The 20405-nt window shown below is 69.7% G+C and carries 19 protein-coding genes and 7 tRNA genes; 10 read left to right on the top strand and 16 right to left on the bottom strand.

Going from position 1 to position 20405, the window contains the following annotated elements; all coding sequences use genetic code 11:
* Window positions 1-9: 9 nt before the first annotated feature.
* The gene (locus ACG00Y_RS16555; protein ID WP_394480676.1) at window positions 10-2091 is read left to right on the top strand and encodes a protein-disulfide reductase DsbD family protein; all 2082 of its coding nucleotides are present in this window, start codon (window positions 10-12) and stop codon (window positions 2089-2091) included.
* A gap of 2 nt (window positions 2092-2093) precedes the next feature.
* On the top strand, window positions 2094-2699 hold the full coding sequence (locus ACG00Y_RS16550; protein WP_394480674.1) for a redoxin domain-containing protein: 606 nt from the start codon (window positions 2094-2096) through the stop codon (window positions 2697-2699).
* 3 nt (window positions 2700-2702) lie between these two features.
* Here ACG00Y_RS16550 and ACG00Y_RS16545 read toward each other — a convergent pair whose 3' ends face one another.
* Both ACG00Y_RS16545 and ACG00Y_RS16540 read right to left on the bottom strand, forming a co-directional pair.
* On the bottom strand, window positions 2703-3410 hold the full coding sequence (locus ACG00Y_RS16545; RefSeq protein ID WP_394480672.1) for a PEP-CTERM sorting domain-containing protein: 708 nt from the start codon (window positions 3408-3410) through the stop codon (window positions 2703-2705).
* A 96-nt stretch (window positions 3411-3506) separates the two neighbouring features.
* Window positions 3507-4421, bottom strand: coding sequence for a glutaminase (locus tag ACG00Y_RS16540; protein WP_394480670.1), 915 nt, complete (start codon window positions 4419-4421; stop codon window positions 3507-3509).
* 33 nt (window positions 4422-4454) lie between these two features.
* Between ACG00Y_RS16540 and ACG00Y_RS16535 the strand changes: the two genes are divergently transcribed.
* The 8 genes from ACG00Y_RS16535 to ACG00Y_RS16500 all read left to right on the top strand — a co-directional run bounded on the left by ACG00Y_RS16535 (window position 4455) and on the right by ACG00Y_RS16500 (window position 12475).
* Entirely contained in the window at window positions 4455-5348 is an 894-nt protein-coding gene (locus ACG00Y_RS16535; protein ID WP_394480668.1) for a class I SAM-dependent methyltransferase, read from the top strand.
* A gap of 31 nt (window positions 5349-5379) precedes the next feature.
* On the top strand, window positions 5380-5910 hold the full coding sequence (locus ACG00Y_RS16530; RefSeq protein ID WP_394480666.1) for an RNA polymerase sigma factor: 531 nt from the start codon (window positions 5380-5382) through the stop codon (window positions 5908-5910).
* Entirely contained in the window at window positions 5907-6485 is a 579-nt protein-coding gene (locus tag ACG00Y_RS16525) for a hypothetical protein (RefSeq protein ID WP_394480664.1), read from the top strand. Before ACG00Y_RS16530 ends, ACG00Y_RS16525 begins: the two co-directional genes overlap by 4 nt.
* Window positions 6482-8104 carry a serine hydrolase domain-containing protein gene (locus ACG00Y_RS16520; RefSeq protein WP_394480662.1) on the top strand — a complete coding sequence of 541 codons (1623 nt, stop codon included), beginning with the start codon at window positions 6482-6484 and terminating at the stop codon, window positions 8102-8104. Before ACG00Y_RS16525 ends, ACG00Y_RS16520 begins: the two co-directional genes overlap by 4 nt.
* A gap of 69 nt (window positions 8105-8173) precedes the next feature.
* On the top strand, window positions 8174-8626 hold the full coding sequence (locus ACG00Y_RS16515; protein ID WP_394480660.1) for a (2Fe-2S)-binding protein: 453 nt from the start codon (window positions 8174-8176) through the stop codon (window positions 8624-8626).
* Window positions 8623-10674: a xanthine dehydrogenase family protein molybdopterin-binding subunit gene (locus ACG00Y_RS16510; RefSeq protein WP_394480658.1), complete on the top strand. Its 2052-nt coding sequence runs from the start codon at window positions 8623-8625 to the stop codon at window positions 10672-10674. The genes ACG00Y_RS16515 and ACG00Y_RS16510 overlap by 4 nt, the downstream gene beginning before the upstream one ends.
* On the top strand, window positions 10671-11627 hold the full coding sequence (locus ACG00Y_RS16505) for a helix-turn-helix transcriptional regulator (protein WP_394480656.1): 957 nt from the start codon (window positions 10671-10673) through the stop codon (window positions 11625-11627). The genes ACG00Y_RS16510 and ACG00Y_RS16505 overlap by 4 nt, the downstream gene beginning before the upstream one ends.
* An 80-nt stretch (window positions 11628-11707) precedes the next feature.
* A complete protein-coding gene (locus ACG00Y_RS16500) occupies window positions 11708-12475 on the top strand; it encodes a hypothetical protein (RefSeq protein WP_394480655.1) in 768 nt (255 codons plus the stop codon).
* Between the two features lie 3 nt (window positions 12476-12478).
* Here ACG00Y_RS16500 and ACG00Y_RS16495 read toward each other — a convergent pair whose 3' ends face one another.
* From ACG00Y_RS16495 to ACG00Y_RS16430, 14 genes are all read right to left on the bottom strand, one after another.
* The gene (locus ACG00Y_RS16495; protein WP_394480653.1) at window positions 12479-13927 is read right to left on the bottom strand and encodes a serine/threonine-protein kinase; all 1449 of its coding nucleotides are present in this window, start codon (window positions 13925-13927) and stop codon (window positions 12479-12481) included.
* A 19-nt stretch (window positions 13928-13946) separates the two neighbouring features.
* Window positions 13947-14819, bottom strand: a complete 873-nt coding sequence (locus tag ACG00Y_RS16490) for a c-type heme family protein (RefSeq protein WP_394480651.1) — start codon at window positions 14817-14819, stop codon at window positions 13947-13949.
* Between the two features lie 148 nt (window positions 14820-14967).
* Window positions 14968-16185 (bottom strand): RtcB family protein, encoded by a 1218-nt coding sequence (locus tag ACG00Y_RS16485; RefSeq protein WP_394480650.1) that lies wholly within the window; start codon window positions 16183-16185, stop codon window positions 14968-14970.
* A gap of 50 nt (window positions 16186-16235) precedes the next feature.
* Window positions 16236-17372 carry a slipin family protein gene (locus ACG00Y_RS16480; protein WP_394480648.1) on the bottom strand — a complete coding sequence of 379 codons (1137 nt, stop codon included), beginning with the start codon at window positions 17370-17372 and terminating at the stop codon, window positions 16236-16238.
* 424 nt (window positions 17373-17796) lie between these two features.
* Window positions 17797-17864: transfer RNA gene (locus ACG00Y_RS16475), tRNA-Ala, on the bottom strand.
* Window positions 17865-18057: 193 nt separating this feature from the next.
* The gene (locus tag ACG00Y_RS16470) at window positions 18058-18618 is read right to left on the bottom strand and encodes an HNH endonuclease (protein WP_394480646.1); all 561 of its coding nucleotides are present in this window, start codon (window positions 18616-18618) and stop codon (window positions 18058-18060) included.
* A 46-nt stretch (window positions 18619-18664) separates the two neighbouring features.
* A tRNA-Gln gene (locus tag ACG00Y_RS16465) sits at window positions 18665-18737 on the bottom strand.
* Window positions 18738-18776: 39 nt separating this feature from the next.
* Window positions 18777-18953 carry an SEC-C metal-binding domain-containing protein gene (locus ACG00Y_RS16460; RefSeq protein ID WP_394480645.1) on the bottom strand — a complete coding sequence of 59 codons (177 nt, stop codon included), beginning with the start codon at window positions 18951-18953 and terminating at the stop codon, window positions 18777-18779.
* Between the two features lie 57 nt (window positions 18954-19010).
* Window positions 19011-19086: transfer RNA gene (locus ACG00Y_RS16455), tRNA-Asp, on the bottom strand.
* Window positions 19087-19187: 101 nt separating this feature from the next.
* Window positions 19188-19263 (bottom strand) — tRNA-Trp (locus tag ACG00Y_RS16450).
* A gap of 9 nt (window positions 19264-19272) precedes the next feature.
* Window positions 19273-19347: transfer RNA gene (locus ACG00Y_RS16445), tRNA-Glu, on the bottom strand.
* A 12-nt stretch (window positions 19348-19359) separates the two neighbouring features.
* Window positions 19360-19445 (bottom strand) — tRNA-Cys (locus ACG00Y_RS16440).
* 5 nt (window positions 19446-19450) lie between these two features.
* Window positions 19451-19527, bottom strand: a tRNA-Arg gene (locus tag ACG00Y_RS16435).
* Window positions 19528-19880: 353 nt separating this feature from the next.
* Window positions 19881-20060: a hypothetical protein gene (locus ACG00Y_RS16430; protein WP_394480644.1), complete on the bottom strand. Its 180-nt coding sequence runs from the start codon at window positions 20058-20060 to the stop codon at window positions 19881-19883.
* Window positions 20061-20405 lie beyond the last annotated feature (345 nt).

Below are 20405 nucleotides of genomic sequence, written 5' to 3'. Positions count from 1 at the left end.
CATTTCGGGATGCCCTCGTTCCTGCGTTCCCTTTTTGCCGCCCTGCTGGCCGCGCCGCTGCTGGCCCTGGCCGCCCCCCCGGAGGCGGCTACCGACCATGTCAAGGCCCGCCTCGTCGCCAGCCAGGCCGCCGTCGCGCCGGGCCAGCGCTTCACGGTGGCTCTGGAGCAGGACATCAAGTCGCACTGGCACACCTACTGGCTGAATCCGGGCGATTCCGGCCAGGCCACGTCCATCGCCTGGACCGGCGCCGAGGCCGGCCCCATCCAGTGGCCGACACCCGCCGTCCAGCCCATCGGCCCGCTCGTCAACTACGGCTACGAAGGCCGCGTGGCGCTGCTGGTCGACCTGACCGTGCCGGCGGATGCCCAGCCCGGCGGCCGCTTCCAGCCCGTGGCCGAGGTGCGCTGGCTGGTCTGCAAGGATGTCTGCATCCCCGAGCAGGTCACCCTGGGCCTGGACCTGCCGGTGGCCGCGCGGGGTCAGGCCGGTGCCGATGCCGCACAGATCGACGAGTGGCGCGGCGCCATCCCGAAGCCGGCGCCGTTCGCGGTTCAGCTCAAGCCGGCGGCGCAGGGCGTGCAGCTCAGCGGGCCGGTGGCAGGCGTCACCAAGGCCTATTTCTTCGCCGACACCTGGGGCGCCGTCGCCCATAGCGCGCCGCAGGCACTGAAGGCCGAGGGCGGCGGCTGGGCGCTGGAACTGCCCGCCGGCGACGACCCGGTGAAGCCAGGCCAGCCGCTGTCCGGTGTCATCGTGCTGACGACGGCCGCTGGCCAGCAGGCCTGGACCGTCTCCGCGCCCATGCCCGAGGGTGCCGGCAAGGGCCCCGGGCCGGCCGACCTCGCCGCGCCAGCCGCCGCTGCGCCCACGGCCGCGCCGGAAAGCGACCTGGGCGTGCTGACGGCGATGGCGCTGGCGCTGGTCGGCGGGCTGATCCTGAACCTGATGCCCTGCGTGTTCCCGGTGCTGTCCATCAAGGCGCTGGCGTTGGTGGGCGGTGGCAACCACAAGGCCGAGGGCCTGGCCTACACGGCCGGCGTGCTGGCCAGCTTTGCACTGCTGGCCGCCGTGCTGATTGCGCTGCGGGCTGGCGGGCAGCAGGTGGGCTGGGGCTTCCAGTTCCATTCGCCGGTGTTCGTGGGGGTGGTGGCCTACCTGCTGTTCATCGTCGGCCTGAACCTGTCCGGCCTGTTCGACATTGGCGGCGGCTTCACCGGCGTCGGCTCCAACCTGGCCGCGCGGCAAGGGCTGGCGGGCAGCTTCTTCACCGGCGTGCTGGCGGCCGTCGTCGCCACGCCGTGCACGGCGCCGTTCATGGGCGCGGCGCTGGCGTTCGCGCTGGCGCAGCCGGCGGCGGTGCTGCTGGCGGTCTTCCTGGCGCTGGGGCTGGGGCTGGCGCTGCCCTTCCTGGTGCTGGCCTTCTGGCCGGCCGCGCAGCGCTGGCTGCCGAGGCCCGGTGCCTGGATGGACAAGTTCAAGCAGTTCCTGGCCTTCCCGATGTACGCGGCGGTGGTCTGGCTGCTGTGGGTGCTGGCGCAGCAGGCCGGGCCGGACGGCGTGGCGTTGGCGCTCATCGGTCTGGTGCTGATCGCCTTCGGCCTGTGGTGGCGCAACGCCAGCGGCGCGAGCACGTTGGGCACCGTGGCGGCGGTGGCGGGCGTGGTGCTGGCGCTGGGTCTGTCCGGCGCGATCAAGCCGGTCGATGCCGCCACGCCTGCGGCGTCGGCGGCCCACGAGGCCTACAGCGCCGAGCGCGTCGCCGAACTGCGCGGGCAAAACAAGCCGGTGTTCGTCAACATGACCGCGTCCTGGTGCATCTCCTGCCTCGTCAACGAGCGCGTGGCGCTGTCGCGGCCCGAGGTGAAGGACGCCTTCGCCAAGGCCGGCATCACCTACCTGAAGGGCGACTGGACCCGCGAGGACCCCGCCATCACCGCCGTGCTCAAGGCCCATGGCCGCTCCGGCGTGCCGCTCTACCTCTACTACGCACCGGGCGCCGACCAGGCCCAGGTGCTGCCGCAGATCCTTACCCCCGGCCTCGTCATCGAGGCGATTTCCACCCCCACCAACCCCGCTCCCAGGAGTTAGCCATGACCTTGCTTCGCCGCAGCCTGCTCGCCGCCGCCCTGATCGCCCCGGCCCTGGCCCATGCCGCCGCCAACGTCGACGCCCCTGCACCCAGCTTCAGCGCCATGACGGCGGACGGCAAGACCGTTTCGCTGGCCGACTTCAAGGGCAAGACCGTCGTGCTGGAGTGGACCAACCACGACTGCCCCTACGTGAAGAAGCACTACGGCGGCAACATGCAGAACCAGCAGAAGGCCGCTGCCGCGCAGGGCGTCGTCTGGCTGCAGGTGATCTCCTCCGCACCCGGCCAGCAAGGCCATGTGGACGGTGCCACCGCGCAAAAGCTCAACGCCGACCGCGGCGCCGCGGTCGCCGCGACGCTGCTGGACCCCAAGGGCGAGATCGGCAAGGCCTATGGCGCGCAGACCACGCCGCACATGTATGTCATCGCGCCCGATGGCAAGCTGGCCTACAAGGGTGGCATCGACAGCATCGCCACTGCCAAGGCCGACGACATCGCCAAGGCCGACCCCTACGTGACCCAGGCGCTGGCCGCCGTGGCTGCGGGCAAGAAGGTCGAGAAGGCGTCGACGCGGCCTTACGGCTGCAGCGTCAAGTACGCGAGCTGACAGTCAGTCCCGACGCTGGCGGCGCCGCGCCGCCAGTGCGATGCCGGCCATCCCCAGCGCCATCAGCGCGGCGCTGGCAGGCTCCGGCACCGGCGCCGCGACCTGGCCGATGGCGAGGTGGTTCATCGCGAAACCGTAGGCCGGGCCGGTGATTTCCACGCGGTCGAAGGCCGTGGCCGAATGGGCGCCGATGAAGGTCACGCCCGAGTTGCCCTGCCAGCCGGCCGAACCGCTTGCCGAAACGCTGCCCAGCAATACATCGTCCGCATACAGGCGCAGCGTCATGACGTAGCCGCCCGTGATGTTGCCGATCGCCCCGGCGCCGAAGTCGTGCAGCGGGGTGGCGAAGTCCAGGCGAACCCCTTCGATGCCGCTGGCGAACAGCAGGTTGTCGTACCAGGCGAAACCGGGGCCGTAGAACGCCGGCGTGGTGCGCACGAGGCGCGCGTCGCTGCCGGCGTACATCTGGCTGGCCGTGAAGCCGACCGCGCCGAAGCTGCCGGTGAACGTCGTGTACGAGCCCGGCGCGAGGGCCGAGAAGTCGTAGACGGCCGTCAGCGGTGCCGCATCGGGCAGGGTGGCCACCTGGGCACTGGCGGCCAGAGGCGCCAAGGCCAGGGTGGCGAGCCACTGAGCGGCACGGCGCAGGCCGTGGGGTCGGGTCTTGCTGCGGGCAGGCAGGCAAGGGAGGGCGGCAAATGTCGTGGTCATGGAAGCTCCAGTTGGGGTGGTCGACATCCATAGACGCAGGGCGCCGCGACGAAACGGCGCACGAGGAAATCCGCTGCCCCGCAGTCAAGGGGGGTGCTAGAACACCGACAGCCCCGTCTTCGCGACGAACAGCTCCAGCGCCTGCCGCCCCAGCAGCGAGTTGCCCGTCGCGTCCAGCGCGGGCGACCAGACGCACAGCGTCAGGCGGTCGGGCACCACCGCGACGATGCCGCCGCCCACGCCGCTCTTGCAGGGCAGGCCGATGCGGAAGGCGAACTCGCCGGCCGCGTCGTAGGTGCCGCAGGTCAGCATCAGCGCATTGACGCGCCGCGTCTGCGCGCTGCTAAGCACGGGCACGCCGGCCAGCGGGTGGCGGCCGTCGCGGCACAGGTAGCCGGCGGCGCAGGCCACCTGCTCGCAGGTCATGGCAATGGCGCATTGCTGGAAGTAGACGTCCAGCACCGTGGCCACGTCGTTGTCCAGCGTGCCGAAGCCCTTCATGAAATTGGCCAGCGCGGTGTTGCGAAAGCCCGTGTCGGCCTCGGACTGCGCCACCTCCGCGTCGATGCGGATGGGCTCGCCGCACAGCCGGCCCAGCAGCGCCAGCAGCTCGACGTTGGCATCGCCCAGCGACACGAGCCGGTCCGCCACGGCGATGGCGCCGGCATTGATGAAGGGGTTGCGCGGGATGCCGCGCTCCGTCTCCAGCTGCACCAGCGAGTTGAACGGGCTGCCCGAGGGCTCGCGGCCGATGCGGTCCCACAGCGCCTCGTCCAGCGAGCGGATGGCCAGCGTCAGCGAGAACATCTTGGACATGCTCTGGATGGAGAACGGCACGGCGCTGTCGCCGGCCTGCGCCACCTCGCCCTCGCAGGTGCGCAGCGCGATGCCGAACTGCAGCGGCGACACGCGGGCCAGTGCCGGGATGTAGCTGGCGACCTTGCCACCCGAGGTGCCGAGCAGCGGACGCAGCTCGCTGTTGATCTGGTCGAGGATGAGTTGGAGATCCATGACGCGGATTCTGGTGCCGGGACAATCGTGCTGATGCAAGCCCTGCTCGACGCCATCGCCACGCTGGCCTTCCCAACCGACGCCCAACGCCTCTTCCACGGCCGGGGCGGCCTGTTTCCCGGCTGCGAGCACCTGACGCTGGACGCCTACCCGCCCGTGCTGCTGCTCACCAGCTTCGAACCGCTGGCCGAGGAAGCGCTTGCCGCCATCGGCGCAGCGATCACCGCGCGCTGGCCCGAGGCGCCCTGGGTCTACCAGTGCCGCCAGGAAGGCGGCCGCACCGAGACGCGGCTGATGGCCGGTGCCGTGCCCGAGCCGCACGTCGTCACCGAGGCGGGTGCGCGTTACGTGGTCCACCTGCTGCGCGGCCAGAACCACGGCCTCTTCCTCGACATGGCCGAGGGCCGGCGCTGGGTGCGCGAGCAGGTGCAGCCGGGTGACAAGGTGCTCAACCTGTTTGCCTACACCTGCGCGTTCTCGGTCGTCGCGCTGCAGGCCGGCGCGGCCGAGGTCGTCAACGTCGACATGGCCGCAGGCGCGCTGGCGACGGGCCGCATCAACCATGAACTCAACGACGTGAAGACGGGCGCCAAGTTCCTGGCCCACGACATCTTCAACTCCTGGGGCAAGCTGACGCGTGGCGGGCCCTACGACCTGGTCATCTGCGACCCGCCCAGCTTCCAGAAGGGCAGCTTCGTCGCCACCAAGGACTATGCGCGGCTGGCGAGGCGGCTGCCCGCGCTGCTGGCGCCGGGCGGGCGGGCGCTGCTGTGCCTGAACACGCCCAAGCTGGGTGAGGCCTTTCTGCGCGAGGCGGTCGAGCAGAACGCGCCCGAGCTGCAGTTCGCCGGGCGCCTGGCCAACCCGGCGGCCTTCGAGGACCAGTCGGCCGACCGCAGCCTGAAAGTGTTGATGTACCGGCTGTAAGAAGTTCCGCGGCGCCGTCACTATCTGCTGCATGACCGCGACAACGCCGCAAGACCAGCTGTACCGCCAGGCCATCGCCGCCCATGGCGGCGAGCTGGCACGCTGCTGCTTCGGCTACGAGCGCGACCCGGCCCTGCGCCAGGAGCTGCAACAGGAGCTGCACCTGGCGATCTGGCAGAGCCTGGCCGGCTTTCGCGGCGACTGCTCGCTGCGCACCTGGGTCTACCGCGTGGCGCACAACGTCGGCGCGCGGCATGTGCAGCAGCACGCGGGCAAAACCAAGATTAGCCAGATGCTGGAGCTGGACGAGATCGTCGAACTGGCCGACGAGCGGCATGACCCCGGCCACACCGAGCGGCGGCTGGACCTGCAGCGCGTGCTGGCGCTGGTGCACCGCTTGGCCCCGCTGGACCGTGAGCTGATGCTGCTCTACCTGGAGGAGCTGGACGCCGCCAGCATCGCCGACATCACCGGCCTGTCGGCCCGCAACGTCGCCACCAAGATCCACCGCATCAAGGCGCTGCTGGCCAGCCAGATGAACGCCACGAGGAGCCCGCGATGAACACGCATCTGCCTGAGGACGATGCACCCGGCTTGTGGCGCGCGCAGGCCGTGCCGCCGCTGCAGCCACTGCCGACCGAGCAACTGGCCGAGCAAGCCGCCAAGCTGCAGCGCAGCGTGTCGCGACGCAACCGGCGCGAGACCGTCGTTGCCGTGCTCATCGCGCCGGTGTTCCTGTTCTACGCCTGGGTCTTCCCGCACTGGCTCACCAAGCTGGGCGCGCTGCTCTGCGTGGCGGGCCTGGGTGTGCTGCTGTGGCAGCTGCATCGCCGCGCTGCGGCCCGACCGCTGCCCGAGGTGCTGGCCGGTAGCCTGCTGAGCTTCCACCGCAGCGAACTGGCTCGCCAGCGTGACGCGCTGCGCTCGGCCTGGCTCTGGTACGTGGCACCGCTGGTGCCGGGCATGGTGCTGTTCCTGTGCGGCCGGCAGATCGAGATCGGCGTCTGGCAGCCCGGCGTGTTCGCTTTCGTCGCGCTGGTGACGGGAGGCGTCGTGCTGCTCAACCTCTATGCCGCGCACAAGCTGCAAGGCCAGATCGACAAACTGGACCAATTGACCCGAGAGGACAAGCCATGAAACGCAAACTGCTGACCGCCCTGCTGTGCCTGCCCGCCCTGGCCGCCGCGATGCCGGACAGCGACGCCGCCGTCGAGCGGATGCTAACGACACGTTTAGACGGCGACCGCAGCGGTGCCTGCGTGCAGGCTGCCGTCATCGACGCGGGCAAGGTCTGGCGCGCCAGCCGCTGCGCCGGCACGCGCAAGGACGGCGCACCGGCGCCGGATGCGGCCTTCGAGATCGGCTCGGTCACCAAGACCTTGACCGCCGCGCTGGTGGCCGGGCTGGTCGACCGCGGGCGCTGGTCGCTGGACGACCCGATCGCTCGCCATCTGCCCGAAGGCACGGCCGTGCCACGCCAGGGCGAGCGCCAGATCCTCGTGCGCGACCTGCTGACGCACGGCAGCGGCCTGCCCGCGTTGCCGCCGGGCTTCCAGCCCGCCAACCCGGCCGATCCGTATGCGTCGCTCACCGAGGCGCAGTTGCTCGCTGCATTGCAGAAGGTGCAGCTCGCGCGGCCCATCGGCAGCCAGGCCGAGTACTCCAACTTCGGCATGATGGTGTTGTCGCTGGCCGTGGCGCGCAGCCTGGGCGGCGACCTGGAGGCCGCGTTGCGCGAGCAGCTCTTCAAGCCGCTGGGCATGTCGACGGCCTACGTGACCAAGCCCACCGGCGCCGCACCCGCCCCCGGCCATCTGCCCGACGGCACGTCCGCGCCGGCCTGGGGCAGCGCGACGAACCTGGCCGGCGTCGGCATGGTCAAGGCCACGCTGGCCGACATGGTCAGCTACGCGCGCGCCCAGCTGGGCGACGGCCCGCCGGCGCTGGTCGCCCAGCTGCGCCGCACGCAGCAGCCGTTGGCACATGGTTTCGGCATGAACTGGATGCTGCGCAACCTGCAAGGCCGTGCGCTGGTGATGCATGAGGGTGGCACCGGCGGCTTCTCGTCGCTGGTACTGCTGGAGTCGGCGGCCAAGCGCGCTGTCGTGGTGCTGGCCGACACGGCGCTGACCGACCTGGGTGGCCTGGGCGACATCGGCAGTGCGCTGCTGGGGTTGCAGACGCCGCTGCAGCCGCGCCGTGCCGTCGAGGCGCCCGCAGCGCTTCGCAAGGCCCTGGCCGGCGAGTACGAGCTGGCCGGCATGCGCCTGAAGATCTGGGAGGCCGACGGCCGGCTGATGGCGCAGGCCAGCGGCCAGGGCGCCATCGAGCTGCGCCACGACAGCCGGGGCGACTTCTACCCGCTGGGTCTGTCAGCCCTGCTGCGCCCCGAGCCGGCCGCCAGTGGCCAGCCGGTCGCGCGCTTCTCCTGGCACCAGATGGGCGGCACGATGGAAGGCCGCCGCGTGGGCCTGGTGGAGGCGCCGCCCACCATCACCAACCCCGCCTGGCGCGACTGGGCGGGCGAGTTCCAGCTGGCACCGCAGTTCAGTCTGAAGGTGTTCGAGCGCGACGGCAAGCTGATGGTGCAGGGCAGTGGCCAGCCGGCCATTGCGGCCGAGGTGACGGGCACGGACCGCATCGCGATCAAGGCGGTCGGCGCTGACGTCGAGTTCGAGCGGGGTGCCGACGGCAAGGTCGTGGCGGCCGTGCTGCGCCAGGGCGGTCAGACGCTGCGCGGGGTCAAGAAGCCGTAGCTGGCGCAATTCTTCTATACCGCCTCGCCGCCGCTGACGATGCTCCGGCCACTTCACCAAGGAGTGGTCATGGACCTTCAGATCAACGGCCGGCGGCACGCGGTGGCGGCGGAATGGCGGGACGAATCGCTGCTGCATGTGCTCAGGGAGCACCTGGGCCTGGTGGGCACAAAGTTCGGCTGCGGCATGGGCCTGTGCGGTGCCTGCACGGTGATGCTGGACGGCGTGGCCACGCGCAGCTGTGTGCTGCCGGTCAGCGCGGCGGCCGGGCATGAGCTGACGACCATCGAGGGGCTGGCCGGCGCAGACGGCACGCCGCACCCGCTGCAGCGCCAATGGCTGGAGCACCAGGTGCCGCAGTGTGGCTATTGCCAGGCCGGTCAGCTGATGAGCGCGGCAGCGCTGTTGAAGCAGAACCCGCGCCCTGACGCCGCCGCGTGCGAGGCGGCGATGGCCGGCAACCTGTGCCGCTGCGGCACGCAGCAGCGCATCCGTGGCGTGCTGATCCAGGGGCTCGCATGAGCGCTGTACTCACCCGCCGCGGGGTGCTGCAGCTGTCCGGCGCCGGCTTGACGGTCGCGCTGTTCGCCGGCTGCGCGCTGCCCGTCATTCCCAAGCGGCCCGCACCCAACCTGGACGACGCGCTGGGCTGGATACGCCACGAGGCCGGCCGCTACACGCTGTGGCTGCCGCGCGTCGAGATGGGCCAGGGCGTGCTGACGGCGCTCAAGCAGATCGCCTGCGCCGAGCTGGGTGTGGGCTGGGATGCGGTGGACGTGAAGCTGCCTGGCACGGGTGACATTGCCCGCGTGAAGGCCACCGTGGGCAGTGACTCGATGAAGGACTTCGTGCTGCCTCTCGCCCAGGCCTGCGCACTGCTGCGCGAGGCGGTGGCGTGCGGTGGGTTTGCTTCGGCGGACGACCCACCGCCCGCGCTGCGCTGGCCCACTGCGGACCGGCCGGACCTGCGTCGCCCACCGCTGGAGCAGGGCGAGGCCATCGTCACGGGCCGGCCGCTGTTCGTGGCCGACGTGCGCCGGCCCGGCATGGTGTTCGGCCGCGTGCTGTACGCACCGCAGTCGCCCGAGTTCGCGTCGTCGCCACGTGCCTTCGACGAAGCCGCCGCGCGGGCACAGCCGGGCTTTGTCGCCCTGGTGCGTGACGACTTGCTGGAGCAGGGCCAGGCGCTTGGCCTCGGCATCGTTGCAACGACGCCCGGCGCGCTGGACCGCATCGAGCGCGCGCTGGCCGTGCAATGGCAGGCGGAGGAGATCAAGGCCGACTGGCGCGAACTGCTGGACATCGACACCCGGCTGGCCAGCGACCCGCGCCTGACCCATGCCGTGCACGATGACACCGTGCCGCAGGCCGGCGCCTGGGATGTGGACCTGCGCTTCGACATCCCGCCCGCCGCCCACGCCGCCATGGAGCCGCGCGCGGCCGTCGCCGAGTTCGCACCCGACGGCAGGCTGCAGCTGTGGGTGGGCAGCCAGGACGTGTTCTACCAACGCGACGTGGTGGCCAAGCGCCTGGGCCTGGACGACGACCAGATCACCGTGCACAGCCATCGCGTGGGCGGCGCGTTTGGCGGCAAGACCATCTGCACCGTCGAGCTGGAGGCCGCCGTGCTGGCGCGCGCGGCCGGTCGGCCGGTCAAGGTGCAGTGGACACGGGCGCAGGAGTTCGCCCAGGGCTTTCACCGTGCACCGTCCAGTCATCGCGTTAGGGTGCGGCTCAAGGACGGCCGGCTGCAGCACTGGTGGCATGGCTTCGTCAGCGCGCACATCCTGTTCACCAACGCGGCCATGCCGCCGTGGATGCAGGCCGTCAGCCGCTTCGTGGGCGATGCCGGCGTGGCGCGCGGCGCGAAGCTGCCCTACCGCGCCGCCGTCCGCGAGACGCGCTTTGCGCTGCAGCGGCTGCCGGTGCTGGCCGGCCCCTGGCGCGGGCTGGGCGCAGGGCCCAACCATTTCGTCACCGAGTCGGTCATCGACGAATGCGCCCGCCTGGCCGGGCAGGACCCGCTGGCCTTCCGGCTCGCCCACGTCGAGGACGCGCGGCTGGCGCGCGTGCTGAGGCGTGTCGCGCAGATGGCGGGCTGGTCCGAAGGCTCGCGCTTGGGCCTGGCCTGCGGCATCTACAAGGATATGAGCTATGCCGCCGTCGTCGCCGAGGTGGCCGTCGCCGCCGACGGCGCCGTGCGCGTGACGCAGATGTGGTGCGCGCATGATTGCGGCCGCGTCATCAACGCGAGCCAGGTGCGCGCGCAGTGCGAGGGCAACCTCGTCTGGGGGCTGGGCATGGTGCTCGTCGAAGCGTTGCGCTTCGACGGCGGCAACGTGGCGGCGACCAGCTTTGCCGACTCGCCCATCCCGCGCTGGGGCGATATCCCGGCCCTGCACATCGACCTGGTCGACACGGGTGAGCCGCCCACCGGCGCCGGCGAGACGGCCATCGTCGCGGCCGGCGCGGCTATCGCCAATGCCATCCGCGCGGCGGGCGGCACCCGCGTGTTGTCGCTGCCCTATCGGCCGGCGCCGGACGGGCGCCGCAACAATGCGGGCCTGTGACCCTGCCCGCCGTGCCACCGGATTTCGCCAGCGCCGCCATGCTGCGCGTGCTCGCCCAGGGCATGCGCGAATTGGGCCTGTCGCCGCCCGCCGCGACGCCTGAAGGTGCGACCGTGGACCTGGGCGCCAAGCGCGCGCTGCTGACCCACGCCGTGCAGGCGGGCGGCCTGGACTGCCTGGCCCTGCTCGGGCGCGGCCTGCACCGCTTCACGCACGAGCCCATCCATCGCGCGCTGGCCACGGCCCGCGATGCGCGTGACCTGTTCGAGCGCTGGGCGAGGCTGGAGCGCTACATCCACTCGCGCCACCGCGTGCAGGTCGTCGCCGTAGTCCCGCGCGAAGCCCGGCTGCGCCACGTGTCGCTGCGCGCCGGGGCGCCGCCACATCCGGCCGAGGACCTGGTGGTGCTGGGCGTGCTGGTGGCCTTTCTCGAGGCCTGTGGTCACCGGAGTCTCATGGCCTGGGCCGGCGCGGCGCGCGTCTATCCCGACTGCGACGGCGACGCGCTGGCTCGTGCCGTCGAGCAGCGCACGAGTCACGAATGGCGCATCGCCTGGGCCGCACAGGTCGAGCCGCCTGCGCTCGAAGCCGCCGCGCCGCATCGCCTGGCGCCCGACGAAGCCTGGCCCGACGGCGTCAAGGCGCTGTTCGACCGCCTCGTCGCCCGCCTGCCCGCCGCGCCCGGCATGGACGCGCTGGCTGCCGAACTGGGCCGCGCCCGCCGCAGCCTGCAGCGTGAACTGCAGCAGCAGGGCACGGGCTTCCGGCCGCTGCTCGCCGAGGCCCGCTACCGCGCGGCGGGCTGGTGGCTGCTGCACGGCGGCAGCGCGCTGGCCGAGATCGGCTTCCTGTGCGGCTATGCGGACCAGTCGCATTTCACCCGCGAGTTCCGCCGCAGGAGCGGCATGACGCCGGCCGACTACCGGCGGGACTTCAGGGCAGCCAAAGCATGACTGGCGCCGGGCGAATGACTCGGGCACCTTATGCCGCGCTTGCCTGGGCTACGCTGGCGCGACACCAATCGGAGTGATGCATGTGGGTGTTGCACATCTTGGCGGGCCTGTCAGCCCTCGTGCTCGGCCTGAGCTCGTTTGATGCCTACCAGCACGGCAGGCTCTCGCTGGGCGGCGCTTTCGTCGGCGTTGTTGCTGGTGCGCTGATGCCCTATGGCGCGGCGGTGATCTGGGCGTTGCTGGTCGTTCCCGTGGGTTTCTCGGGCGCGGCCATCCGCAAGCTCGCCCGGCGTGCGCATGGAGGTTCAAGGCCAGCAGGCGCCGACGCGAACGCGCAGGGAATCTGGCTGAAGGCATTTCGTGAGGACTGCCTGATCCGATACTGCCCGTCGTCCGGGGAATGGCAGCTCGATGCCGATGCTGGACCTGGCAGGCCTGAGCCAAGTGAAGCCGGCTGCGGCGATCTGAGGCGTGTCGGGCTAGTGACGCGCCGGACCTGCTTTGTTGCGCTGTTCGTCGACGAGGGCGGCCGTCTATGCCTGCATCTCGACGGACATCCCTTCGATCTTTCCGACGGACTCACACGCGTAAAGCGCCGTGGCTGGATACCGTTCATCAAGACCTTCGAGGTCTGGCATCGGGAGCAATTGGCTTTTCATTGCCACTACGCCTGGGCCGACCTGAACGAGTGGCCCGACGACGAGGATGTCGACATCTTTCTGAGCATCGCAGCGCTCACGAACGATGCGACTCGGCGGGAGCGATTGGCGTGGTTCTGGACGCAGAGGCGAGCGGGCGTGCCGATCACCGAACTCGTCGCGTGGGAGCAGAGGCCGCAGCAGGGGTAGGCGTCAGCCCAGCCGCCCCAGCTCCTTGAGCAGCTTCTCCCGCGCCGCCGCGTCGCTCACCGCCTCCGCCAGCCGGTTGAAGAACACCGCCCGGCTGTCCGTGCCGCTGGCGGCGCGCTTGACCAGCACCTTGGCGATGGGCCCCACATGCTGGGCCAGCAGCGGCACGGCCTTCTCCATCACCGCGTCGTTCAGCGGCCCGCCGATGGCCGTGCCGCTGCCGGCCGACCCGGCCGACCCCCTGGACCCCGGCGCCGCGCCGCTGGTGCCGCCCGCCGTCTTCACGCTGCCGCCGGTCACGAGGCTGGCCTGGCCCAGGAAGGCGTCCCGCGCACGCGGGTCGGTGACCTGCTCGGCCAGCCGGTTGTACAGCTCGTTCAGGTCGTGGCAGTCGCGGGCCGCGCGACGCACCAGCACGCTGGCCAGCGGCCCGACGTAGCGGGCCAGCGACTGCTCGGCCTGCGTCAGCTGGGCCTTGTCCCAGTGCGAGGGCACCGGCGTGCCGGCCGAGGCGGTGCCCGTCGACGGCGGCGCGAAAGTGGGCGGCGACAGCGGCGGCCGGGCCGGGCGGGGCGGGGCCATCAGCAGGGTGCGCTCCCAGCTGCTGTCGTCGATGCTGCGGCCCACGCCGTCGATCAGCGCCTGCTTGAATTCCTCTGCGCTCGCGAAGCGCTCCTCGGCGCGCTTGGCCAGCGCCCGGGCGATGATGGCGTCGAACCAGCCGGGGCGGTCGGCGCCTTCGACCATGGACGGCGGCTCGGGCAGCTCGTTGACGACCTTGTACATGAGCGCCTCGGTCGTGCCCGCGAAGGGCGCGCGGCCGGTGAGCAGCTGGTAGAGCACGACGCCGGCGCCGTAGATGTCGACGCGCCGGTCCATGGGCTTGCCGAGGAATTGCTCGGGCGCCATGTGACTGGGCGTGCCCACCATGTAGTGCGTCTGCGTGAGGCTCTGCGACTCGATGCGGGCGATGCCGAAGTCCGCCACCTTGAGCCGCCCCCCGGTCGTCATGATGATGTTGGCAGGCTTCACATCGCGGTGCCAGACGCCCTTGTCGTGCGCATGCGCCAGCGCGTCCAGCAGCTGGCTCATGATGCCGGGGATGTCGGTGTCGGTGAAGCGCACCTTGGCGCTCAGGTAGCTGGCCAGCGAGCGGCCCTCGACGAACTCCATCGCGATGAAGGCGACCTGCTCGGTGCGGCCGAAGTCGTAGACGGCGACGATGCCCGGGTGGCCCAGCCGGCCGGCGGCCTGGGCCTCGTTGCGGAAGCGCGAGGCCGGCGCGCCGGGGCTGTCGTCATCCGCATCGAGGTTGGTGCGGATGGTCTTCAGCGCGACGGTGCGCTGGATGTCGGGGTCGAAGCCCTTGTAGACGACGCCCATCGCGCCTTCACCGAGGACCTCGGTGATGCGGTACTTGCCGAGCTGAGTTGGGTGCTTCGTCGTTGCCATGGAATGGGATGAGCCGCGGTCAGGCGTCCAGCAGCTTCATCGCCTGCACGACGCTGGCGCGCATGCGCGAGAAGGAGTCGGACAGCGTGGCGATCTCGTCGCGGCCCGAGGTCTTGAACTCGGGCGCGTCCAGGTCGCCCTGGCTGACGCGGTCGGCCAGCGCCGACAGCCGCGTGACGGGGCGCACCACCAGCATCCACACCATCAGGTTCAGCACGATGCCGACGACGACGAACACGCCCACGAGCGAGCTGATGAAGACCTGGAAGACCTTGTCGGCGCGCTGCAGCGGCACGCCCAGCGGCACCGAGACGATCTGCGCACCGATGACCTCGTTGAGGTTCCAGCCGAAGCCGTTGGCCGGCCCGTACTTGGCCACCATGGTGGCCGGCGCGGCGTCCACGCTGCTGTGGCAGGCCAGGCAAGCGGGGTCGGTGATGCGCAGCGGGCGGGCGATGTACAGCGACGGGCCGGCCGGCGTGTCGCGCGTGCCGACGGTCTCCTTCAGGTCGGCGGCGCTCCTGAATTGACCCACGATGTCGGCCTCCCAGCTGGTGGCACGGTCGCGCGGGTTGGTGGGGTTGAGCGTCGCCTCCTTGTAGGCGAACTCGGGGTGCTTGGCCAGCAGCGTGCCGAGCACCTCGGTGGCGGAGTAGCTGGGCACCGTCTGCGGCAGGAACTCATGCGCCATCTGCGCGTCCAGCAGCGGCTTGATCTGTGTGTTGGTGTAGGCGCGCACGGCCAGCGCCTTCTCCATCAGCATGCGGGCGCTGCCGACGACCTCCTGCTGGGCGTTGTCCTGCAGCAGCTGGCGTGCGATGTAGCCACTGACGGCGATGCCCAGGCTCATGACGAGCAGGTAGACCAGGTTGAATTTGACGAGCAGTTTCATGGCGACCTCGTAGGGGCGGCAATGTTAGTGCCGGGCCGTGTCCACCGGCCTTCGTGAATGCTCGCGTGCGGGGTGGCGACGGGCCATAAAAAAGGGCGCCCGGCCGAAGCCGGGCGCCCTGACGCGGTGCAAGTGGGAGCCAATCCCGTCAACCCTTGATGCAAACCACCTGCTTGAGGGTGTGGACCACGTCCACCAGCTCGGCCTGCGCGGCCATGACGGCGTCGATGTCCTTGTAGGCCGCGGGCGTCTCGTCGAGCACGTCCTTGTCCTTGCGGCACTCGACGCCCTCGGTCGCGGCGCGGTGGTCGGCCAGCGTGAACTGGCGCTTGGCGTCGCCGCGGCTCATCACGCGGCCGGCGCCGTGCGAGCAGCTCTCGAAGCTGTCCGCATTGCCTTTGCCGCGCACGATGTAGCTGCGCGCACCCATGCTGCCTGGGATGATGCCCAACTGCCCCGCCTTGGCGCTCACGGCGCCCTTGCGGGTCAGCCAGACCTCCTGGCCGAAGTGGGTTTCCTTCTGCACATAGTTGTGGTGGCAGTTCACCGCCTCGATGTGGGCCTGGAAGTTCTTGTGGATGACGGTCTTGGCGGCCTCGATGACGCGCTTCATCATCACCTCGCGGTTGGTGGCTGCGAACTTCTGCGCCCAGCCCACGGCGCGCACGTAGTCGCCGAAGTAGCGGCTGCCTTCCTCGAAGTAGGCCAGGTCACGGTCCGGCAGATTCGCCTGATGGCGCAGCGCGTCCTGCTTGGCCAGCTCGATGAACATCGTGCCGATGAAGTTGCCCACGCCGCGCGAGCCCGAGTGCAGCATGAACCACACGGCGCCCGCTTCGTCCAGGCAGACCTCGATGAAGTGGTTGCCACTGCCCAGCGTGCCCAGGTGCTGGAGGTGGTTGGTCTTGGCCAGCTTGGGGTAGTCGCGGCAGAGCTCGGTGAACTCGCGCTCCAGCTGCGCCCAGGCCGTGTTGACCGAGCCGGGTGGCTTCTGCCAGGCGCCGGGGTCGCGGCTGCCGGGCTGGCGACCGTGGGGCACGGCCCGCTCGATGGCCGAGCGCAGGGGGCCGAGGTTGTCGGGCAGGTCCTCGGCCCTCAGCGTGGTCTTGCAGGCCATCATGCCGCAGCCGATGTCCACGCCGACGGCCGCCGGGATGATGGCCTTGACGGTGGGAATGACCGAGCCGATGGTCGCGCCGATGCCGAAGTGCACGTCCGGCATCGCGGCGATGTGCCTGAAGACGATGGGCAGGCGGGCCGCGTTGTGCAGCTGGCGCTTGGCCGAGTCTTCGACCGGCACGCCCTGCGTCCACATCTTCAGCGGCACGCCGCCGGGGACGTCTTCGTGAATGTGTTGATGTTCCATGGTTGTTCTTTCTGAAATGAGGCCCCGCCGGTTTCCCGTCAGGGCCGTGCTCAACGGAGCTTCACCAGCCCGTTGAGCACCTGGTCCAGACCTCCGAACACGGAGATCTTGTCGATGCGCTCGGCCACGCGTTCCAGCGTTTCCAGCTCCTTCAGGCGCAGGGCGACAGGGTTGTCCTCCATCACCTTGGCCGTGTTGAGCAGGGAGCGCGTCGCCGCGGTTTCCTCGCGGCGGCGGATCACGTTGGCCTCGGCCGCCTTGCCGGCCTCCACCACCTGGGCCAGGATGGTTTTCATCTCGCCCGGCAGCACGATGTCCTTCACGCCCACGCCGTCAAGCTGCAGGCCGTAGCCGGCCAGCTTCGCGGTGACCTGGGCGGTCACGACTTCGTCGATGACCGACTTGTTCTCCAGCAGCTCGTCCAGCGTGCGCGTGCCCACGGCCGCGCGCAGGCCGAACTGCAGCTCGCGGTAGAGGTGGTCGGCCGGCTTGGCCAGTTGCTCGAACGCGCGCAGCACGTCGATGTAGCGCCAGGTGGCCGACAGGTTGAGCCGAAGCGCCACCTTGTCACGGGTCAGGATTTCCTGGCCCGTGACTTCGAGCGCTTGCAGACGCAGGTCCACCAGCTCCACGGCGACGTTGCGGTTGAACTTCCAGAAGGCGTAGGCACCTGCAGTCAGCAGGCGCTCCACCTTGCCGTCCACGCGCAGCAGGCCGGCGCCGGTTTCCGGCACCTCGACCTGCAGCACGCAGGCCAGGCCGGTCACCGCACGCGGGCGCAGTTGCGGCTGCGCCAGTCGTGCGGCCAGGGCTGCAGGCAGCTCGGCAGACGCGCGCAGGTCGATCACCTCGACCTGCACGTCCACCAGGCCGCGCCAGTACAGGCGCCGCGTGGCGGGCGGCAGCACTTCGACGAGCACGCCGTTCTCGGTGCGCAGGCCCGCCCCGTGCTCGTTCAGCTCGACGCGCAGGAACTCCGCCTCGACCACCTCGGGCTCCTTGGCCAACAGGTAGTCGGTCAGCGGGTGCACGAACGCCGGCTGGCTGATCGCGAAGAGCTCGACCTTGAGCTCGTCCAGGCCGGCGAACAGCCAGTGCGTGCCGGGTTGCAGCACGCGCTCGAAATCGCCATTGCGCAGCAGCAGGCCGCGCTCGTTCTTCTTCACAGTCACACGCTTGATCGTCATGGTGTTCTCCTTGTGGTGACGCGTGGTGAGGAAATGCAGACGCAGCCCTGCCGCGGTGCGGCGCGCCCTGGTTTGGGATGGGCCGCAAGGCGCAAACCGCAGCCATAGCGCGGGCTATGGCGAGGATTTGCAACGCGGCGGACCGCCCAAAGCAGGGGGGCGCTGCGCGCGGAAGGGCTGGGTCTGCGTTTCCATAGGGTGCCGTTACAGCAGCCCGTGCGGACGTCGGATGCCAGGGTCTGGAAGCACGGTGCGCGTAGAACGACTCCTTGTTAGAAGGCGCTTTCGGCTGGCCGTGATTGCAGCGCCCCGCTTGCCCGGCGCGCGAGCGCGGGCCGCTGATGCGCGGGTCCGGCCAAGGCCGTGGCGCACGTTCGGCGGGGTGGTCTTGCGACCGGTTTTGGATTGGCGTGAAAGGCCAAGCTTGGAGCGGGAGTCGAACCCGCGACAGACGAATTGCTAGTTCGTTGCTCTACCCGACTGAGCTATCCAGTGGTCGTGAAGTTGGGAATCGAACCCAATGCCTTGCGGCCCAACCCTGCTTCACGGGGCATCCGTCGATTCCGGCAGGCGCGGCATACGCCGAGACGACGGGCGGACCCGGTCCGGCGCACCGGTGGGGCTTTGGAACCCCAACCTGTGAGCGCTCTGCTTTCCTCGGCAGATTCGTTGGCGCCTGGGCTTGTCAGCTCAGGCGCGATCCTCTCGGCAGGCGCGCGGCCAGCCAGTCGTGCACGTCGGCGCGGATGTGCCGGCCCTTCAAGATGAAGTCCTCGAAGCGGCTCGGCACGAAGGGCGCAAACAGCAGCGGCATGCGGGCCTCGTCCGGCGTTCGGTCGGCCTTGTGCGAATTGCAGGCGCGGCAGGCCGCGACCGTGTTCATCCAGCTCAGGCGGCCGCCACGGCTGGCGGGCACGATGTGGTCTACCGTCAGCACGCGGGCGTCGAAACGCTCGCCGCAGTAGGCGCAGGTGCAGCGGTCGCGCTTGATGACCTTGGCCTTGCCGTAAACGGGCGTCAGCTCGAAGAGGTTGATCCTGGACGCGCCGCGAAGCGCCACGATGGCCGGCACCTCCAGCCGCGACTGGCGGCCCGTGGCGCTGTTGAAGCCGCCGCGCAGCACGGCCAGCGGCTCGGTCCCGGCCGACCAGACGATGGCGCCGGTGGCGACCAGGCTGGCAGCCTGCTCCACCGAGATCCAGGCCTGGGGCAGGCCGGTGATGTCCAACTGCAGAACGTCGTGCATGGCGGCCTCCTTTCCTTGGGCTGGGCACGGTGGATGAAATGAGGGGCAGGGGCGGCAGGCCTTGAACCTGCAACCGACGGCTTCAAAGGCCGTTGCTCTGCCGATTGAGCTACACCCCGGCTGATGGATGGCGAGCTAACGCCGATAGTGATGACGGTTCACGCCGTCAAAAGCAGCCGCTGCTGAGGCAGCAGCGCTTGAAACGACCTCCGGGCGCCGCAAGGGCAGGGGTCGTTGCGGCCGAGCTTCTCCACCAGTTCCTTGTGGCCATGCACAACGCGGTCGCCGCGCTTGACCTGGGTTTCAGACGGGAAGCCCTTGCGGCGCTTGCTCATCGGTTCGAAAGCTGTGGCTGGGGTTCTTCTTCATGATGTGCTCCTCGGTTGAAGACGTGGCGCCGCCAGCGGGTTCCGACCCCGCGACCTCCGGTTCGACAGACCGGCGCTCTTCCATCTGAGCTATGGCGACATGGACTGAAAAGGTTGTCGGTAACGGGTTCCGACGCCGCCCAATCGTTGCGGCCGGTTTGCGCCCCTCGAAGCGTGAGTTCGCCGAGAGGCTTCGTTGAATGGCTGGCCATGCAGGACTTGAACCTGCAACCTTCGGCTTTGGAGGCCGTTGCGCTGCCAGTTGCGCCAATGACCAAGAGGGTATTGGTGCCCCGTGCGAGAGTCGAACTCGCCTCTTCAGCTTGAAGGGCTGAGGACCTCACCGGAAGTCCAACGGGGCTGGGTGATGAAATGGACTCGACGCTCGGATTCAAACCGAGGAGGGCATGCGCCAGCGGCTTTGCAGGCCGCCGCCTTCGATCGCTTGGCTACGTCGAGATGGGTGGTGCCTCGTGAAGGACTCGAACCTCCAACCCCTGGCTTCGTAGGCCAGTGCTCTATTCCATTGAGCTAACGAGACAAGAAAGAAAGCTGCCATCTCGGCTGTGTCCACACGCGACGCGGCTGGTTTGCGCAAACCAGAGATGCATCGCTGCACGCGACAGGCGGCCGCCCGAGCGCACATGCACACCGGGCCGGCCGATGCTTGTGCGTGGGCACACCCGAGATGGGGCAGGGCGGCCGAGGACGAACCTCGGCGCCTGCCGGTTGTGAGTGCCGAGCCGATGTGTTCGGCCGGTACTCGATGCAGGTTGTGAAAGAGCAGGCGCTGCGCGTGCGCAGCGGCGCCGAGGCAGCCCCGGCGGCGAAAGCAAAACAAAAGGCCCGGTTCCTTGCGGAAACCGGGCCTCAGAAGAGCGTGGAAGGGCGGCGTCAGCCGGGACCTTCTCCCGATGGGTGGGTGTCATCACGTTCACGACCGCAGTCGTGGGCATAGGCGACCGATGCGGGCTTGCCCGCCAGTTGCCATCCCTGAACCTGGGTCAACGGCATGGCATCGCACCGACTCAGGGAGCCGGTGAGGTCGATGACGTTGAAGAGATGGCGGTTCATGGCAGGAGGCGAAGCGTTTCGGTCGTGGTTGGTGTTGATGGGGTGCCCAACGGCTGTTGAGCGAATCCATGCATTGTGAAAACTGTTCACGCCTTGGTCAAGCGCGGCGCACCACCTAGAATGCATGTGAAGTGTTTTAACAACACTCAGCCAATCGCCTTCATCACGTGTCCAGCCCCGCCACCATCCGCCGGCTCAACGCCCTCGCGCTGTTTCAGGGCTCTGTTGAATTTCAAGTGGGTTGCTGGGCGTGCGGGTTGATCGAGTGGAAGTCGAGCTTGCCCGCGATCAGGAAGATGACCGTCTTGATGGTCGACAGCCGTGTGAAGCCACGCGCGCGTCGCT

Source organism: Pelomonas parva, from assembly GCF_043555835.1.
In the GTDB taxonomy this organism is placed as follows: domain Bacteria; phylum Pseudomonadota; class Gammaproteobacteria; order Burkholderiales; family Burkholderiaceae_C; genus Pelomonas; species Pelomonas parva.
Note: the sequence above shows the minus strand (reverse complement) of the source record. Positions and strands in the feature narration are given on the sequence as shown.

Bases quoted from the DNA above. Each gene is read 5' to 3' on its own strand.
- ACG00Y_RS16500 (WP_394480655.1), top strand. From the start codon at position 11,708: ATGTGGGTGTTGCACATCTTGGCGGGCCTGTCAGCCCTCGTGCTCGGC.
- ACG00Y_RS16510 (WP_394480658.1), top strand. From the start codon at position 8,623: ATGAGCGCTGTACTCACCCGCCGCGGGGTGCTGCAGCTGTCCGGCGCC.
- ACG00Y_RS16485 (WP_394480650.1), bottom strand. From the start codon at position 16,185: ATGGAACATCAACACATTCACGAAGACGTCCCCGGCGGCGTGCCGCTG.
- ACG00Y_RS16480 (WP_394480648.1), bottom strand. From the start codon at position 17,372: ATGACGATCAAGCGTGTGACTGTGAAGAAGAACGAGCGCGGCCTGCTG.
- ACG00Y_RS16495 (WP_394480653.1), bottom strand. From the start codon at position 13,927: ATGGCAACGACGAAGCACCCAACTCAGCTCGGCAAGTACCGCATCACC.
- ACG00Y_RS16555 (WP_394480676.1), top strand. From the start codon at position 10: ATGCCCTCGTTCCTGCGTTCCCTTTTTGCCGCCCTGCTGGCCGCGCCG.
- ACG00Y_RS16520 (WP_394480662.1), top strand. From the start codon at position 6,482: ATGAAACGCAAACTGCTGACCGCCCTGCTGTGCCTGCCCGCCCTGGCC.
- ACG00Y_RS16535 (WP_394480668.1), top strand. From the start codon at position 4,455: ATGCAAGCCCTGCTCGACGCCATCGCCACGCTGGCCTTCCCAACCGAC.
- ACG00Y_RS16550 (WP_394480674.1), top strand. From the start codon at position 2,094: ATGACCTTGCTTCGCCGCAGCCTGCTCGCCGCCGCCCTGATCGCCCCG.
- ACG00Y_RS16470 (WP_394480646.1), bottom strand. From the start codon at position 18,618: ATGCACGACGTTCTGCAGTTGGACATCACCGGCCTGCCCCAGGCCTGG.
- ACG00Y_RS16525 (WP_394480664.1), top strand. From the start codon at position 5,907: ATGAACACGCATCTGCCTGAGGACGATGCACCCGGCTTGTGGCGCGCG.
- ACG00Y_RS16490 (WP_394480651.1), bottom strand. From the start codon at position 14,819: ATGAAACTGCTCGTCAAATTCAACCTGGTCTACCTGCTCGTCATGAGC.
- ACG00Y_RS16430 (WP_394480644.1), bottom strand. From the start codon at position 20,060: ATGAACCGCCATCTCTTCAACGTCATCGACCTCACCGGCTCCCTGAGT.
- ACG00Y_RS16540 (WP_394480670.1), bottom strand. From the start codon at position 4,421: ATGGATCTCCAACTCATCCTCGACCAGATCAACAGCGAGCTGCGTCCG.
- ACG00Y_RS16460 (WP_394480645.1), bottom strand. From the start codon at position 18,953: ATGAGCAAGCGCCGCAAGGGCTTCCCGTCTGAAACCCAGGTCAAGCGC.
- ACG00Y_RS16515 (WP_394480660.1), top strand. From the start codon at position 8,174: ATGGACCTTCAGATCAACGGCCGGCGGCACGCGGTGGCGGCGGAATGG.
- ACG00Y_RS16530 (WP_394480666.1), top strand. From the start codon at position 5,380: ATGACCGCGACAACGCCGCAAGACCAGCTGTACCGCCAGGCCATCGCC.
- ACG00Y_RS16545 (WP_394480672.1), bottom strand. From the start codon at position 3,410: ATGACCACGACATTTGCCGCCCTCCCTTGCCTGCCTGCCCGCAGCAAG.